13 protein-coding genes are annotated in these 14,635 nt (G+C 67.1%); 7 read left to right on the top strand and 6 right to left on the bottom strand.

The features are described from left to right. Positions 1 to 68 precede the first annotated feature (68 nt). Positions 69 to 1,151, bottom strand: a complete 1,083-nt coding sequence (locus AC0Z6F_RS02770) for an ABC transporter ATP-binding protein (RefSeq protein WP_485616803.1) — start codon at positions 1,149 to 1,151, stop codon at positions 69 to 71. Positions 1,152 to 1,503: 352 nt separating this feature from the next. Between AC0Z6F_RS02770 and zwf the strand changes: the two genes are divergently transcribed. The 5 genes from zwf (at position 1,504) to AC0Z6F_RS02745 (ending at position 7,537) form a co-directional block, all read left to right on the top strand. After that, complete coding sequence (gene zwf / locus AC0Z6F_RS02765; RefSeq protein WP_100434437.1) at positions 1,504 to 2,940, top strand: glucose-6-phosphate dehydrogenase; 1,437 nt, start codon at positions 1,504 to 1,506, stop codon at positions 2,938 to 2,940. Then, positions 2,937 to 3,944, top strand: a complete 1,008-nt coding sequence (glk, locus tag AC0Z6F_RS02760) for a glucokinase (RefSeq protein ID WP_004153139.1) — start codon at positions 2,937 to 2,939, stop codon at positions 3,942 to 3,944. Before zwf ends, glk begins: the two co-directional genes overlap by 4 nt. Continuing rightward, complete coding sequence (gene pgl / locus AC0Z6F_RS02755) at positions 3,941 to 4,666, top strand: 6-phosphogluconolactonase (protein WP_012510707.1); 726 nt, start codon at positions 3,941 to 3,943, stop codon at positions 4,664 to 4,666. The genes glk and pgl overlap by 4 nt, the downstream gene beginning before the upstream one ends. 58 nt (positions 4,667 to 4,724) lie before the next feature. Further along, a complete protein-coding gene (gene edd, locus AC0Z6F_RS02750; protein ID WP_154354688.1) occupies positions 4,725 to 6,641 on the top strand; it encodes a phosphogluconate dehydratase in 1,917 nt (638 codons plus the stop codon). 236 nt (positions 6,642 to 6,877) lie between these two features. After that, complete coding sequence (locus AC0Z6F_RS02745; RefSeq protein WP_004153124.1) at positions 6,878 to 7,537, top strand: bifunctional 4-hydroxy-2-oxoglutarate aldolase/2-dehydro-3-deoxy-phosphogluconate aldolase; 660 nt, start codon at positions 6,878 to 6,880, stop codon at positions 7,535 to 7,537. Positions 7,538 to 7,824: 287 nt separating this feature from the next. Here AC0Z6F_RS02745 and AC0Z6F_RS02740 read toward each other — a convergent pair whose 3' ends face one another. From AC0Z6F_RS02740 to ispG, 3 genes are all read right to left on the bottom strand, one after another. Further along, on the bottom strand, positions 7,825 to 8,472 hold the full coding sequence (locus AC0Z6F_RS02740) for a response regulator (RefSeq protein ID WP_485616804.1): 648 nt from the start codon (positions 8,470 to 8,472) through the stop codon (positions 7,825 to 7,827). Between the two features lie 201 nt (positions 8,473 to 8,673). After that, a complete protein-coding gene (locus AC0Z6F_RS02735; protein WP_485616805.1) occupies positions 8,674 to 9,423 on the bottom strand; it encodes a phosphatase PAP2 family protein in 750 nt (249 codons plus the stop codon). Next, entirely contained in the window at positions 9,404 to 10,669 is a 1,266-nt protein-coding gene (gene ispG / locus AC0Z6F_RS02730) for a flavodoxin-dependent (E)-4-hydroxy-3-methylbut-2-enyl-diphosphate synthase (protein WP_100434433.1), read from the bottom strand. The genes AC0Z6F_RS02735 and ispG overlap by 20 nt, the downstream gene beginning before the upstream one ends. A gap of 114 nt (positions 10,670 to 10,783) precedes the next feature. On the opposite strand from ispG, the gene AC0Z6F_RS02725 reads away from it, so the two are divergent. Continuing rightward, complete coding sequence (locus AC0Z6F_RS02725) at positions 10,784 to 12,010, top strand: ATP-binding protein (protein WP_012510703.1); 1,227 nt, start codon at positions 10,784 to 10,786, stop codon at positions 12,008 to 12,010. Next, positions 12,007 to 12,576 carry a response regulator transcription factor gene (locus AC0Z6F_RS02720; protein WP_012510702.1) on the top strand — a complete coding sequence of 190 codons (570 nt, stop codon included), beginning with the start codon at positions 12,007 to 12,009 and terminating at the stop codon, positions 12,574 to 12,576. Before AC0Z6F_RS02725 ends, AC0Z6F_RS02720 begins: the two co-directional genes overlap by 4 nt. Before the next feature lie 129 nt (positions 12,577 to 12,705). On the opposite strand, the gene pgi is transcribed toward AC0Z6F_RS02720, so the two are convergent. Beyond that, the gene (gene pgi, locus AC0Z6F_RS02715; protein WP_485616806.1) at positions 12,706 to 14,220 is read right to left on the bottom strand and encodes a glucose-6-phosphate isomerase; all 1,515 of its coding nucleotides are present in this window, start codon (positions 14,218 to 14,220) and stop codon (positions 12,706 to 12,708) included. Then, positions 14,217 to 14,597: an aspartate 1-decarboxylase gene (gene panD, locus AC0Z6F_RS02710; protein WP_004153087.1), complete on the bottom strand. Its 381-nt coding sequence runs from the start codon at positions 14,595 to 14,597 to the stop codon at positions 14,217 to 14,219. The genes pgi and panD overlap by 4 nt, the downstream gene beginning before the upstream one ends. Between the last annotated feature and the right edge of the window lie 38 nt (positions 14,598 to 14,635).

Below are 14,635 nucleotides of genomic sequence, written 5' to 3'. Positions count from 1 at the left end.
TGGTGGGTGCGGACCGTTGGTCCGCACGGCGGTCATGACGCCGGGCATGACGCCGGCGCTACCGCCCCTTACAGGCGCTCGCCGGTTTCCGGGTTAAAGAAATGCAGGCCCTGCGGGTGGATCGCCACGCGGATGTCCTCGCCCACGCGCGGTAGCGACTGCGGCGCCACGCGCATGGTCAGCGCGTGCTGGCCACTGCTCAGGTTGACGAAGATCTCGTTGCCGACCGGTTCGATGCCCTCGATACGCGCGGTGAATGCATGCGCATCATCGGCACTGGCCGGCTGCAGGTGTTCCGGACGCACACCCACCGCGATCGGCTTCTGCAGCCAGGCCGGATCGATCGTGGCCTGGCCCAGCGGAGCACGCCATTCGCCATCGACCACGGTCACCCCGCCGGCATCGCCCTCAAGGGTGCCACGCAGCACATTCATCGCCGGGCTGCCGAGGAAACCGGCCACGAACAGGTTGGCCGGGCGATCATACAGCGCCATCGGTGTATCGATCTGCTGGATGATGCCGTCCTTCAGCACCACGATGCGCTGGCCCAGGGTCATCGCTTCGACCTGATCATGCGTCACGTAGATCATGGTGGTGCCCAGCTTGCGATGCAGCTGCGCGATCTCGGTACGCACACTGTGGCGCAGCTTGGCATCGAGGTTGGACAGCGGCTCGTCAAGCAGGAATACCGCCGGCTCGCGCACCAGCGCACGGCCCAGCGCGACACGCTGGCGCTGGCCACCGGACATCGCCTTGGGCAGCTTGTCCATCATCTCGGTCAGGCCCAGCGTCTGCGCCGCCTCGCTGATGCGCTTGTCGATCGTGGCTTTGTCATGGCCACGCAGCTTCAGGCCGAAGGCCAGGTTCTCGGCCACGGTCATGTGCGGGTACAGCGCGTAGCTCTGGAACACCATGGCGATGTCGCGGTCCTTCGGCGCCACATCATTGACCACACGGTCGCCGATGGTGAGCGTGCCGCCACTGATCTCTTCCAGGCCGGCAACCATCCGCAACAGGGTCGACTTGCCGCAGCCGGAGGGACCGACCAGCACCATCAGTTCGCCATCGGCGACCTCGAAGGTGGCGTCCTTCACCGCGACCTGGCCGTTGTCGTAGACCTTGCGCACACCCTGCAACTGCACTTTTGCCATATCACCTATCCGGTCCGCCCGAAGCCGGGCTGTCTTTTGGGACTGCCTCGGCCCTCCCGATGGCAGTGATGATTGCGCGCCTGCCGCATGACGGCGAGCACTGCAATCGAATACAGTTGCCCATTCTGCCATGTAAACGTTTTCACGTGGCACTATCCGATGATCGGTGCGCACCGATCTGCGTCGGCGGTTGAACGAAGGTTCTGCCGAAGCAGTGGTTTCGAATGGAACGGTCTTCCGGAGCTCCGGAGAACGCCCCGGACGAACCTCGGACAGGCAGTTGCGCGGATGTCCCCCGAACCCAGCCATGAAGCGATTGACAACGATGTCACCCGGATCTGAAACTCGAGCGATGCACGACACCCTCTTCCTGTTCGGTGCCACAGGTGATCTGGCCCAGCGCTATCTGTTCCCTTCGCTGCTTCGCCTGCTTGGCGACGGCCTGCTGCCGGAGGACTTCCGCATCCGCGCACTGGCGTTGTCCGGGCATGACACCGAAGCCTTCCATGACATCCTGCGGCCGCGCCTGCAGCAGGCCATGCCGATGGCCAGCCAGGACGACATCGCCGCGCTGCTGCGCCGCATCGACTACCGTTCGGTCGACCTGCGCGACGTCGACTCGGTCGCCGCCGCGGTCTCCGACCTGGTGGACCGCAAGTGCGTCAGCTACCTGGCCATCCCGCCAGGCCTGTACATCTCCACCTGCGAAGGCCTGGCCAAGGGCGGCGCCCTTGCCGCGCCGGCACGGCTGATGCTTGAGAAGCCGATCGGCAGCGACAGCGAAAGCGCCGAGGAAATCATCAGCACCATCGGCCAGTGGATCGACGAGGATCGTGTGTTCCGCCTCGACCACTACCTGGGCAAGGCGGCGGTGCAGAACCTGATCGCGCTGCGCTTCGGCAACACGCTGCTGGAAGCGGTGTGGAACCGAAACTACATCGAGTCGGTCCACATCCTGGTGGCCGAGAGCGAAGGCGTGGACGGCCGTGACGCCTACTACGCGCGCTCCGGTGCGCTGCGCGACATGGTGCAGAGCCACATCCTGCAGCTGCTGTGCATGGTGGCGATGGAACCGCCGGCCTCGCTGGAAGCCGACCGCATCCGCGATGAGAAGGTCAAGGTGCTGCGCGCCCTGCGCCCGCTCGATGCGAAGCACGCCGCACGTGACAGCATCCGCGGCCGCTACACCGCCGGCACCATCAATGGCCAGCCGGCACAGGCCTACCAGCCGCCGGAAGGCAGCGACGTGGAGACCTTCGCCGGTGTCACCGCACATATCGACAACTGGCGCTGGAGCGGCGTGCCGTTCCACCTGGTCACCGGCAAGCGCCTGCCCGAGCGCACCACCCGCGTGGTGGTCACGCTGAAGCCGGTCACCCACTGGCTGTTCGAGCGCCCGCAGCGTGCGCAGGCCGCACCGAACCGCCTGGTGTTCCAGCTGCAGCCGCAGGAAAACATCGAACTGGGCCTGATGAGCAGCCTGGCCGGCCCCGAATGGGGCGCGCTGGAACTTCACCCGCTGGAACTGGAACTGTCGGTGCCGACCGGCCTGCATCGCCGCATCGCCTACGAGCGCCTGTTCCTGGACGCCTTCAACGGCAACCACACGCTGTTCGTGCGCGACGACGAAGTGCGCGCGGCCTGGGCGTGGATCGACAGCGTGGCCGATGCCTGGAAGGAAGCAAAGCTGCCGCTGGAACCCTACCCCGCCGGCCAGTGGGGCCCGGACAACGCGACCGGCTTCCTGCCGCAGGGCGTGGATGCGCCGGACAGCGAGGCGTCGGCATGAGTGCCAGCTCGCAGCCGGTGCTGGTCGCCGACATCGGTGGCACCAACGCCCGCTTCGCCCTGGCCGACACCTCGCTCGATGCACCGCTGCAGCAGGACAGCATCCGTGAGTACGCGGTGGCGGAGTTCCCGTCGCTGGGTGATGCCGCGCGCCACCATCTGGAACAGATCGGCGCTACCGCCAGCCGCGGCGTGTTCGCGGTCGCTGGTCGCGTCGACGGTGACGAAGCACGCATCACCAACCATCCGTGGGTGATCTCGCGCAGCCGCACCGCGGCCATGCTCGGTTTCGACGAACTGCACCTGATCAACGACTTCGCCGCGCAGGCGATGGCGATTTCACTGCTGCAGCCCGATGACGTGGTCCAGGTCGGCGGCGCTGCATGGGTGCCGGGCAAGCCCGGTCAGCCGCGCAACTACGCGGTGATCGGGCCGGGCACCGGGCTCGGTGTCGGCGGCCTGATCCTGCGCCATGGCCGCTGCTATCCGTTGGAGACCGAGGGTGGCCATGTCAGCTTCCCGCCGGGAACCCCGGAGGAAATCCGCATCCTGGAGATCCTGTCCGAACAGTTCGGCCGCGTCTCCAACGAGCGCCTGATCTGTGGCCCTGGCCTGGTCAACATCCATCGTGCCGTGTGCGAGATGGCCGGCATCGATCCGGGCCAGCTGCAGCCGGTGGACGTGACCGCGCGTGCCCTGCACGGCGATCCGCAGGCGATGCGCACCGTGGACGTGTTCTGCGCGGTGTTCGGCGCCATCGCCGGCGACCTGGTGCTGACCCAGGGCGCGTGGGACGGCGTGTTCCTGACCGGCGGGCTGACCCCGAAGATGCTCGATTCGCTGCAGCACTCCGGTTTCCGCCAGCGCTTCGAACACAAGGGCCGCTTCTCCTCGATCATGGCGCGGGTTCCCTCGTTGGCCGTGATGCACCCCCACGCCGGACTGCTGGGCGCCGCCGCCTATGCCGCCGACGCCGAACGTGACGCACCTGGAGTTGCCGCATGAGCCCCACCACCTTCCACGACGACCGCATCGAGTTCATCCAGCACGGCGATGCCGATGGCTGGATCGAGGCGGTGGCCGCCGAGATGGCGCAGACCCTCAACCACGACATCAACGAAGTGGGCCGCGCCCGCATCCTGTTGTCTGGCGGCACCACGCCGGCACCGGTATACCAGGCACTGGCCGAGCTGGACGTGCACTGGGACCGGGTGGAAGTGAGCCTGGCCGATGAGCGCTGGCTGTCGCCGCAGGATCGCGACAGCAATGCCTGGCTGGTGCGCGAGAATCTGCTCAAGCGCGCCGAAGGTGCGCATTTCGATCCGCTGGTGCGGATCGGCAAGCCGCTTCCGGAATGCGTGTACACCGCCAACCTGCAGGCGCAGCACAGCCAGCCGCCGAGCCTGGTGGCGCTGGGCATGGGCAACGACGGCCACACCGCCTCGCTGTTCCCCGGCTCGAAGGACCTGGCCCGTGCACTGGAAAGCACCCTGCCCTATGCCGCGCTGGACGCCACCGGCTGCCCGGGTGCCAACCAGTGGCCGCTGCGCATCACCCTGACCCCGCATGGCCTGCGCCAGTGCCGCCAGCGCCTGCTGCTGCTGCGCGGCAAGCAGAAGCTGCAGGTGCTGCGCCAGGCGCTGGACAGCAACGATGCCCAGCAGTACCCGATCCTCAATGCGATCAACCTGGAAGGCGCGCGCCTGCGCGTCCACTGGGCTGATTGATGTTGGCGGCGGCACCGTGCCGCCGCTTGCCTCTCGCCACCACGAACGCCGGTAGCCAATGAGCCTCCATCCGCAACTGCAAGCCATCACCGAACGTGTCATCCGCCGCAGCGCCGCCTCGCGCGCCGCCTATCTGGCCGCGATCGACGCCGCACTGCGCGATGGCCCGTTCCGCAGCCGCCTGAGCTGCGGCAACCTCGCCCACGGTTTCGCCGCCTGCGGTGGCACTGACAAAAGCCGCCTGCGCGGTGGCGTGACGCCGAACCTCGGCATCATCACCGCCTACAACGACATGCTGTCGGCGCACCAGCCGTTCGAAACCTATCCCGATCAGATCCGCGCGATGGCCCGTGAGCTGGGCGCAACGGCACAGGTGGCCGGCGCGGTACCGGCGATGTGTGACGGCGTCACCCAGGGCCGCGGCGGCATGGAGCTGTCGCTGTTCTCGCGCGATGTGATCGCCCAGGCGACCGCCATCGGCCTCAGCCACGACATGTTCGACACCACCATCCATCTCGGTGTGTGCGACAAGATCGTGCCCGGCCTGCTGATCGGTGCGCTGGCCTTCGGCCACCTGCCGGCGGTGTTCGTGCCGGCCGGCCCGATGACGCCGGGCATTCCGAACAAGCAGAAGGCCGAAGTGCGCGAGCGCTACGCCGCCGGCGAGGCCACCCGCGAGGAACTGCTGGAAGCGGAATCGGCCTCTTACCACGGTGCGGGCACCTGTACCTTCTACGGCACCGCCAATTCCAACCAGGTGCTGCTGGAAGCGATGGGCGTGCAGCTGCCGGGCGCCTCGTTCGTCAACCCGGACACGCCGCTGCGCGATGCCCTGACCCGCGAAGCCACCGAACGCGCGCTGGACATCACCGCACTGGGCGACGATTTCCGTCCGCTCGGCCGGATCATCGACGAGCGCGCGATCATCAACGCGGTCATTGCGCTGATGGCGACCGGCGGCTCGACCAACCACACCATCCACTGGATCGCGGTGGCGCGTGCGGCCGGCATCGTGCTGACCTGGGACGACTTCGACGAACTGTCGCAGCTGATCCCGCTGCTGGCCCGCGTCTATCCGAACGGCGACGCCGACGTGAACCGCTTTGCAGCTGCCGGCGGCCCGGCCTTCGTGTTCGGCGAACTGATCAAGGCCGGCCTGATGCATGGCGACCTGGTCAGCGTGGCGCGTGGCGGCATGGCCGACTACGCACGCGAACCACAGCTGCGCGACGGCAAGCTGGTCTACCTGCCGGGTCTGGAACGCAGCGCCGACGAAGAGGTGGTGCGTGGCGTAGACAATCCATTCGAACACCAGGGTGGCCTGCGCCTGCTGCGCGGCAACCTCGGCAAGTCGCTGATCAAACTGTCGGCGGTGAAGCCGCAATACCGCACGATCGAAGCACCGGCGGTGGTGGTCGATGCGCCGCAGGTGTTGAACAAGCTGCATGCCGGCGGCCTGTTGCCCGAGCATTTCGTGGCGGTGGTGCGTTACCAGGGCCCGCGTGCGAACGGCATGCCGGAACTGCATTCGCTGGCGCCGCTGCTGGGCCTGCTGCAGAACCAGGGCCGGCGCGTGGCGCTGGTCACCGACGGCCGCCTGTCCGGCGCCTCGGGCAAGATTCCTGCGGCGATCCATGTGACGCCGGAAGCGGCGCGGGGTGGTCCGCTGGCCAAGGTTCGCGAGGGCGACATGATCCGCCTCGATGGCGAGGCCGGCACGCTGGAAGTGCTGGTGGACGCAGCCGAATGGGCTGCACGTCCGCTGGCGCCGAACACCGCGCCGGCAGCGCACGACCTGGGCCGCAACCTGTTCGCGATCAACCGTCGCGTGGTGGGGCCGGCGGACCAGGGTGCGATTTCGATTTCGTGCGGGCCGGCAGCTGCTGATGGTGGGCCGTGGGACTACGATGCGGAGTACGAGCTGGGGCACGATGCCGCGGCGGCGGCGGCGCCGCATGAGGCGAAAGACGCCTGAGGGTTGAGGAGCGTTGCGGGTTCTATGTGGCGGTGAGTTTCCTGGTTGAGGGCGCGGGTAGCCCCAGCCGGGACACGCCGTAAACCCTTCCATGGGGGCTCGGTCGCGGCATCCATGCCGCTCACGGTCCCGGCTGGGGCTACCCGCGCCCTCCTGACACTCTGCGGCGCATCGACGCCGCGAAGTGATCACTGAAAATCAAATTCAAAAGCAGAAGCAAAGGCAGAAGCAGAGCTATGGGTATCGAACAACATCAGGTGAAGGCGGCGGAGCTGTTGCGTGCGGCGGGCATCCTGCCGGTGGTGACGATTCATACGCTGGACCAGGCGCGTGCGGTCAGCGCGGCGTTGCTGGAAGGTGGCCTGCCGGCGATCGAGTTGACGCTGCGTACGCCGGTGGCGATGGAAGCGCTGGCGATGCTCAAGCGTGAGCTGCCGGACGTGGTGGTGGGTGCCGGTACGGTGCTGACCGTGGAGCAGATGCAGCAGTCGATCGATGCGGGTGCGGACTTCCTCGTGACGCCGGGTACGCCACCGGCGCTGGCCGATGCACTGGCGGCGGCACCGCTGCCGGTAGTGCCGGGTGCGGCGACGCCGACCGAGCTGCTGTCGCTGTATGCGCGTGGCTTCCGTGTGTGCAAGCTGTTCCCGGCCACCGCCGTGGGTGGGCTGGCGATGATCAAGGGCCTGGCCGGCCCGGTCGCCGACCTCAAGCTGTGCCCGACCGGTGGCATCACCGAAAACACCGCCGCCGAATATCTCGAGCAGAAGAACGTGGTCTGCATCGGCGGTTCGTGGATGGTGCCGGGCAACTGGATCGCCAACGGCGAATGGGACAAGGTGCGCGCCAGCGCCGCCGACGCCGCCAAGATCATCAAGCGCGTGCGCGGTCACTGAGCAGATCAAGGTGTAGAGCCGAGCCCACGCTCGGCTCCGACCCCGGGTAACGAGCGCGCACAGCGCGCGACCCGCTCCTGCTCTTCCTTCTTCATTCCGCGGTGGACGCGCACGGAACCTATCCGTGGACGGGCGGATGGGTTGTGCAGGGGCGTGAGCCGCATGGATGCGGCGACCGAGCTTACATGGACGTACTTGCAGCGCCCCCTGCACAGCCCATCCGCCCGGCCATCCCCCAGAATCCAACCGCACTCCACCGCGAGGGGCTCAGCCGTTGGCCGAATCCCTTACAGCGGCCGTGCCGGATCCACCAGCCCATACTGGCTGGCCATCCGCGCCAGCGCGATGTTGTCGTGGATCCCCATCTTCTCGAACAACCGCGCCTTGTGCGTGTTCACCGTCTTCGCACTCAGGCTCAGCCGCCGCGCGATGTCTTCCTGGCGCAGGCCCTGGGTCAGCAGCAGTGCCACTTCCAGCTCGCGCGGTGACAGGCTGTCGAACGGCGAACCGTTGCCTTCCACCGTCGACAGCGCCAGGTTCTGCGCGATGCTGGTGCCCAGGTAACGGCGGCCACCGGCCACGTCACGCACCGCGCGCAACAGCTCCTGCGCATCGCAGCCCTTGCCGATGTAACCGGCGGCGCCAGCCTCGAGCAGCCGCTTCGGCAGCGGGCCATCTTCCAGCACCGACACGATCACCACGCGGGTATTGCGGTGGCTGCGCACGATGCGCTCGGTCACTTCCATGCCGCTCACACCCGGCAGGTGCAGGTCACACAGCACCACATCGGGCAGCAGCTGGCGGACTTCACGCAGCGCGTCTTCGCCGGTCTCGGCTTCGCCCACCACCTCGATGTCGGTTTCCCCCGACAGAATCATCTTCATCCCGGTGCGGACCAGCGCGTGGTCATCCACCAGGTAGACTCGATTCGTCATTCACGTACCTCTTCGAATGCGGCCATTGCAGGTCAAGCTAGGCAGGGTGCCGATACCCCTGCAAGCGCGTTCGGAATGCGACCCCGGCAATCTGCCTTGCGCATCACACTACCGCGCGTTGTGCTTGCCCCCTGTCTTGCAGAACCTGCTGCAACGAAACAACTGATCTATTACGTAGACGTCCCGGAGGGGCCATCCACGTCAATCCCCCTGTGATGATGCTTCGCTGGCCTTCGCTGGCGGCGAGCCGTGACGTCGCCATGGGTGCCGGCGACTGAACATGACCAGATAGCACCCTACCACCCAAACCAGCGCGGCACACCATCCGGCCAGGATGTCGGAGGGGTAATGCACCCCCAGGTAGACCCGGGACACGCTGACCAGCAGGCTGAACGCCGGTGCCAGCAGCAGCACCGGCCAGCGCCAGCGGGTGTTCCAGGCCAGCAGCACCAGGGTCACCGCCAGGGTCATCGAGCCCATCGCATGGCCGCTGGGGAAGCTGAACGTCGATTCCGGCGCGATCGATTCCCACAGGCTGGGCCGCTGGCGCTGGAAGAAGTGCTTGCTGCCCATGTTCAACAGCGCCGAGCCCACGAAGCTGACCGCCACGAAGGTGGCTTCGCGCCATCGCTGGTAGCCCAGCAGCACACCGATGATCAGCACGTCGGCCGGAATCAGGAACCACTCGTAGCCCAGCTTGGAGATGAGCACGAAGAAGCGGTCCAGCAGAGGCGAATGCAGGCCATGCATCTGCCACAGCAGGGGTGCGTCGAAATGGAACGATTCAAACTCGTGCACCTCGTCGGCCAGGGCGACGAAGCCTGCCAACGGCAGCAGCACGCCACCGAACAGCAGGAGCAGGCGCCAGGCATTGCTCGCCATCCAGTGGCGGAACCCGGAGGCAGACTCCGGTGCAGCGAGGATCGCAGGCTTATCCGGCGTTTCGGACATAGGTGCGTTCGACGTAGTCGTCGATCAGGGCGACGAAGTCCTGGGCGATGTTCTCACCGCGCAGGGTCACCTTCTTTTCGCCATCGACGAATACGGGCGCAGCCGGGGTTTCGCCGGTGCCCGGCAACGAAATACCGATGTTGGCGTGCCGCGACTCGCCCGGCCCGTTGACGATGCAGCCCATCACCGCCAGGGTCATGTTCTCCGCACCCGGGTGCTGGATCTTCCACATCGGCATCTTTTCGCGCACATGGCTCTGCACCACCTTGGCCAGTTCCTGGAAGAACTCAGAGGTGGTACGACCACAGCCCGGGCAGGCCGTGACCAATGGCGTGAAGGCGCGCTGGCCGGTGGTCTGCAGCAGTTCCTGGGCGACGATCACTTCCTGCGTACGCGACTGGCCCGGCTCCGGGGTCAGCGAAATGCGGATGGTGTCGCCGATACCTTCCTGCAGCAGCACGCTCAGCGCGGCCGACGAGGCGACGATGCCCTTGCTGCCGATGCCGGCCTCGGTCAGGCCCAGATGCAGGGCGAAATCCGAACGCTGGGCCAGGTCCCGGTACACCGCAATCAGTTCCTGCACGCCACTGACCTTGGCCGACAGCACGATGCGGTCGCGCGGCAGGCCGATCTCCACTGCCTGCTCGGCCGAGTCCAGCGCCGAACGGATCAGCGCCTCGCGCAGCACGCGGCCGGCGTCCCAGGGCTGTTCGCGGTGGTTGTTCTCGTCCATCAGCTTCGCCGCCAGGGCCTGGTCCAGCGAGCCCCAGTTGGCGCCGATGCGCACCGGCTTGTTGTAGCGGATCGCGAACTCGATCAGCTGGGCGAACTGCAGGTCCTTCTTCTTGCCGAAGCCGACGTTGCCCGGGTTGATGCGGTACTTGGCCAGCGCTTCGGCACACGCTGGTTCGGCGGTGAGCAGCTGGTGGCCGTTGTAATGGAAGTCGCCGATCAGCGGCACGTCGATGCCCATCATCGCCAGCTTGTCGACAATGCGCGGGATCGCGGCGGCCGCTTCAACGGTGTTGACGGTCAACCGCACCATCTCCGAGCCAGCCCGCCACAGCTCGGCCACCTGCTTCACGCTGGAGGCCACATCGCTGGTGTCGGTATTGGTCATCGACTGCACCACCACCGGCTTGCCACCGCCTACGGTAACCCCGCCGATCTGGACGGCATGGGTCTGGCGGCGCGGCCAGGCAGTGGCATCGGAGGGCGGAGTCGGGCGGGTGACGGCGTCGTGCATGGGCGCATTCTACCGCCCGCCCCCGCATTCCGGGTGACTCGCATTCAGCCGCCGGCACGGCTGCGGCCGATTGTCGCAGGCACGTCCACGCGTGAACGCATACGATGAGCGTGAATGACCGGTCCCGACGCCCCGTTTCTCCGAACCCTGTGCAGCCTGCGCTGGCTTGCCGTAGGCGGCCAGGCCGCCACCATCCTGGTCGCCACCTGGGTGCTGGGCTTGCCGTTGCCGCAGCTGCCGCTGTGGGCCGGCGTGGCCGTACTGACCCTGTTCAACATCTACACCCAGCTGCGCCCGGAAGCGGCTGACACAGCACCGCTGACCGCATTCGGTCACATCCTGGTGGACGTGATCATCCTGACCTGGATGGTGGGCTGGAGCGGCGGCATGGCCAACCCGTTCAGCTCGCTGTTCCTGATCCTGATCGCGCTGGCCGCGTTCGCCCTGCCCCTGCGCTGGGCGCTGGCGGTGGCACTGGCCTGCCTGCTCGGCTACGCCGCCAGCGGCATTTTCGGGCAGCCGTTGCCGGACGGCTATTTCCGCGCGCAGGACCTCAACCGCTGGGGCGTGGTCGCCAATTTCCTGATTTCCGCTGCGGTCGTGCTGACCTTCTCCACCCGCCTGGCGTTGGCGCTGCGCCAGCGTGAGCTTGAACTGTCGGCACTGCGCGAGCGCTTCGCCCGCAACGAGGGCATTGTCGCCCTGGCCACCCATGCGGCCTCGGTGGCGCACGAACTGAACACGCCGCTGGCGACCATGACCCTGCTCGCCGATGACGTCGCCGAGCGCAGCGAAGAGCCGGAAGTACGCGAAGACATGGAAACCCTGCGCGAGCTGCTGGTGCAATGCCGTGAACGGGTGCTGGCGCTGGCCGCGCCGGCCTCGGCTGATGCACCGGGGCGCAGCCATTCCAGCGCCCAGCAGGTGCTGGAGCAGTGGCGTTTGGTGCGTCCGACCATCGACCTGCACCGCAACGACGATGCGCCGTTGCGGCTGCCGCTGGATCCGGGCGTGGGCCATCTGCTGATGGTCCTGCTCAACAATGCCGCCGATGCCGGCGAACAGGCCGGCCGGCCGCGCGTGGACCTGGACCTGCGCATCGAAGGCGACGACCTGATCGGCGAAGTACGCGACTACGGCCATGGCTTCGACGCCCGTGCCGCCGTCCTGCCGGGCAAGCTGTTCGGCAGCAGCAAGAGCGAGGGCATGGGCGTCGGCCTGGCCCTGTCCCATGCCACCATCGAACGCCTCGACGGCGAGATGTGGATGCGCCCGGCCCAGGGGGCCGGCAGCCGCGTCGGCTTCCGCCTGCCGCTGGCCCCACGCGAGGACACCCCATGAGCCTTCACCACTCCACCCTCGGCCTGCTGGTCGACGATGACGAACTGTACCTGCGCACGCTGCAGCGCAGCCTGGCCCGCAAGGGGCTGGAAACGCAGACCGCACAGGATGCCGCCAGCGCGCTTGCACTGGCTCGCCAGCACCCGCCGGCGTTCGCGCTGATCGACCTGAAACTGGGCAGCGATTCCGGCCTGGCACTGATCCAGCCGCTGCGTGCCCTGCGCGCGGACATGCGGATCCTGCTGGTAACCGGCTACGCCAGCATCGCCACCGCCGTGGAGGCGATCAAGCTGGGTGCGGATGACTACCTGCCGAAGCCGGCCACAGTGCCGATGATCCTGCGCGCACTCGGCGAGGAAGACGATGGTCCGGCTGACGATGGCGAAATGGAAGTGCCCGACGCGATGACGCCGATCAGCCGGCTGCAGTGGGAACACATCCAGCAGGCGATGCACGAGACCGGCGGCAATGTGTCAGCGGCCGCGCGCCTGCTCGGCATGCACCGGCGTTCGCTGCAGCGCAAGCTGGCCAAGCGGCCGAGCCCGGAGCGCGATCCGAGCCGGTGACGTGGTAGTGCCGGCCGCTGGCCGGCAACCTCATGAACGGTGAAGGCATCGCCAGAATGCCGGCCAGCGGCCGGCACTACCAGAAGGCAGGACCACCGGTAGTGCCGGCCGCTGGCCGGCACCAGAACCTCAGCGCTTCAGCTGCGCCAGGATCTCGCGGGTCATCGGATCGGCAACCGCCACGTCCTCGCCCTGCAACGCCGGCAGCAGGCCGCTGGCCAGCTGCTTGCCCAGCTCGACGCCAAACTGGTCGAAGGCATTGATGTTCCAGATCACCGACTGCACGTACACCGCGTGTTCGTACATCGCGATCAGCGCGCCCAGCGCCTGCGGAGTCAGCGCATCCAGCAGGATCAGCGTGCTCGGGCGACCGCCCGGGTAATCGCGATGCGGGTCGTCGCTGCCCTGGCCATTGGCCAGCGCCTCGGTCTGCGCCAGCAGGTTGGCCAGCAGTGCCTGGTGATTGATCGTGTACGGATCATCGTTGTGCACGCAGCCGATGAAATCGGCCGGGATGATGCTGGTGCCCTGGTGCAGCGCCTGGAAGAAACTGTGCTGCACGTCGGTGCCTGCCCCACCCCACCACACCGGCACGGTATCGGTGGTAACCGGCTGGCCGTCGCGCTGAACGCGCTTGCCCAGGCTTTCCATCACCAGCTGCTGCAGGTAGGCCGGCAGCAGCGCCAGGCGCTGGTCGTAGGTCATCACCGCATGCGTGGCATAGCCCAGCAGGTTGCGGTTCCAGATATCGGTCAGGCCATGCAGCACCGGCAGGTTGCGCTCCAGCGGCGCGTCCAGTGCGTGCGCGTCCATCTGCGCGGCACCTTCCAGCAGCTGTTCGAAGCGCTCGAAGCCGATTGCCAGCGCGATCGGGAAACCGACCGCCGACCACAGCGAATAGCGGCCACCGACCCAGTCCCACATCGGCAGCACGCGATCGGCGGCGATGGCGAAGGCCTTGGCGGCACGTTCCGGATTGGCGCTGACCGCGTACAGGCGTTCGCTGCCACCCAGCCAGTCGTGCAGGATCTGGCCGTTGAGCAGGGTTTCCTGCGTGCCGAAGGTCTTGGAGATCAGGATGCCGGCAGTCTTCGCCGGATCCAGCGTAGCCAGCGTGCGCTGCATGGCGGCGCCGTCCACGTTCGACACGAAATGCACGCGCAGGCGCGCACCGGTGACCGGGCGCAGTGCATCGGCGACCAGCCGCGGACCGAGATCGGAACCACCGATGCCAACGCTGACCACGTCGGTGACGCCGCTGTCTTCCAGCGCACGTACCAGCACGCCCATGCGCTGGCGGATGTCGCGCGCAGTGGCATAGGCCTCGGCCGCCACCGGCGCATCGACCACATCGCCACGCAGCGCGGTATGCAGTGCGGCGCGGCCTTCGGTCAGGTTGACCTGTTCGCCACGGAACAGACGGGTGATGGCAGCACCGACATCACGCTCGGCAGCCAGCGCCAGCAACGCCTGCAGCGCCGCGGCATCGTACGTCTGCCGGGCGAAACTGACATACAACGGACCGACCCGCAGCGCCAGCTCCTGGACGCGGCCGGGTTCGGCGGCGAGCAGGCTGGGAATGCTTGCGCCCTTCAGGCGCTGGGCGTGGGAATGCAGCGAGTCGAATCCGTTGTTCGTTGTCATGCGGCCTGTGTCGGGATCGTGTCGTTGGTGTGGGATATCTGGTTGTTGCCATCAACGTACACCAGCTTCGGCTTGAAGCTGTCAGCTTCCTGCTCGGTCATGCTGGCGAACGCGGCGATGATGATGATGTCACCGACCTGCACATGGCGCGCGGCGCCACCGTTGAGCGAGACAACGCCGCTGCCGGCTTCGGCGCGGATGGCATAGGTCGAGAAGCGCGCACCGTTGGTCACGTCCCAGATGTGCACCTGCTCGAACTCGCGGATGCCGGTGGCAGCCAGCAGGTTGTCATCGATGGCGATCGAGCCTTCGTAGTTCAGCTCGGAATGGGTGACGGTGGCGCGGTGGATCTTGGTCTTGAGCAGGGACAGGTGCATGGGGGCGCTGCAACGGCAAAGGAAAGAGCGGATTCTAG

The organism is Stenotrophomonas sp. 1L-E-5-B-C3 (assembly GCF_057292075.1).
This window is presented reverse-complemented; position numbering and strand designations above follow the sequence as displayed.

Coding starts and splice junctions, on each gene's coding strand:
- AC0Z6F_RS02770 (WP_485616803.1), bottom strand. CDS start 1,151: ATGGCAAAAGTGCAGTTGCAGGGTGTGCGCAAGGTCTACGACAACGGC.
- zwf (WP_100434437.1), top strand. CDS start 1,504: ATGCACGACACCCTCTTCCTGTTCGGTGCCACAGGTGATCTGGCCCAG.
- glk (WP_004153139.1), top strand. CDS start 2,937: ATGAGTGCCAGCTCGCAGCCGGTGCTGGTCGCCGACATCGGTGGCACC.
- pgl (WP_012510707.1), top strand. CDS start 3,941: ATGAGCCCCACCACCTTCCACGACGACCGCATCGAGTTCATCCAGCAC.
- edd (WP_154354688.1), top strand. CDS start 4,725: ATGAGCCTCCATCCGCAACTGCAAGCCATCACCGAACGTGTCATCCGC.
- AC0Z6F_RS02745 (WP_004153124.1), top strand. CDS start 6,878: ATGGGTATCGAACAACATCAGGTGAAGGCGGCGGAGCTGTTGCGTGCG.
- AC0Z6F_RS02740 (WP_485616804.1), bottom strand. CDS start 8,472: ATGACGAATCGAGTCTACCTGGTGGATGACCACGCGCTGGTCCGCACC.
- AC0Z6F_RS02735 (WP_485616805.1), bottom strand. CDS start 9,423: ATGTCCGAAACGCCGGATAAGCCTGCGATCCTCGCTGCACCGGAGTCT.
- ispG (WP_100434433.1), bottom strand. CDS start 10,669: ATGCACGACGCCGTCACCCGCCCGACTCCGCCCTCCGATGCCACTGCC.
- AC0Z6F_RS02725 (WP_012510703.1), top strand. CDS start 10,784: ATGACCGGTCCCGACGCCCCGTTTCTCCGAACCCTGTGCAGCCTGCGC.
- AC0Z6F_RS02720 (WP_012510702.1), top strand. CDS start 12,007: ATGAGCCTTCACCACTCCACCCTCGGCCTGCTGGTCGACGATGACGAA.
- pgi (WP_485616806.1), bottom strand. CDS start 14,220: ATGACAACGAACAACGGATTCGACTCGCTGCATTCCCACGCCCAGCGC.
- panD (WP_004153087.1), bottom strand. CDS start 14,597: ATGCACCTGTCCCTGCTCAAGACCAAGATCCACCGCGCCACCGTCACC.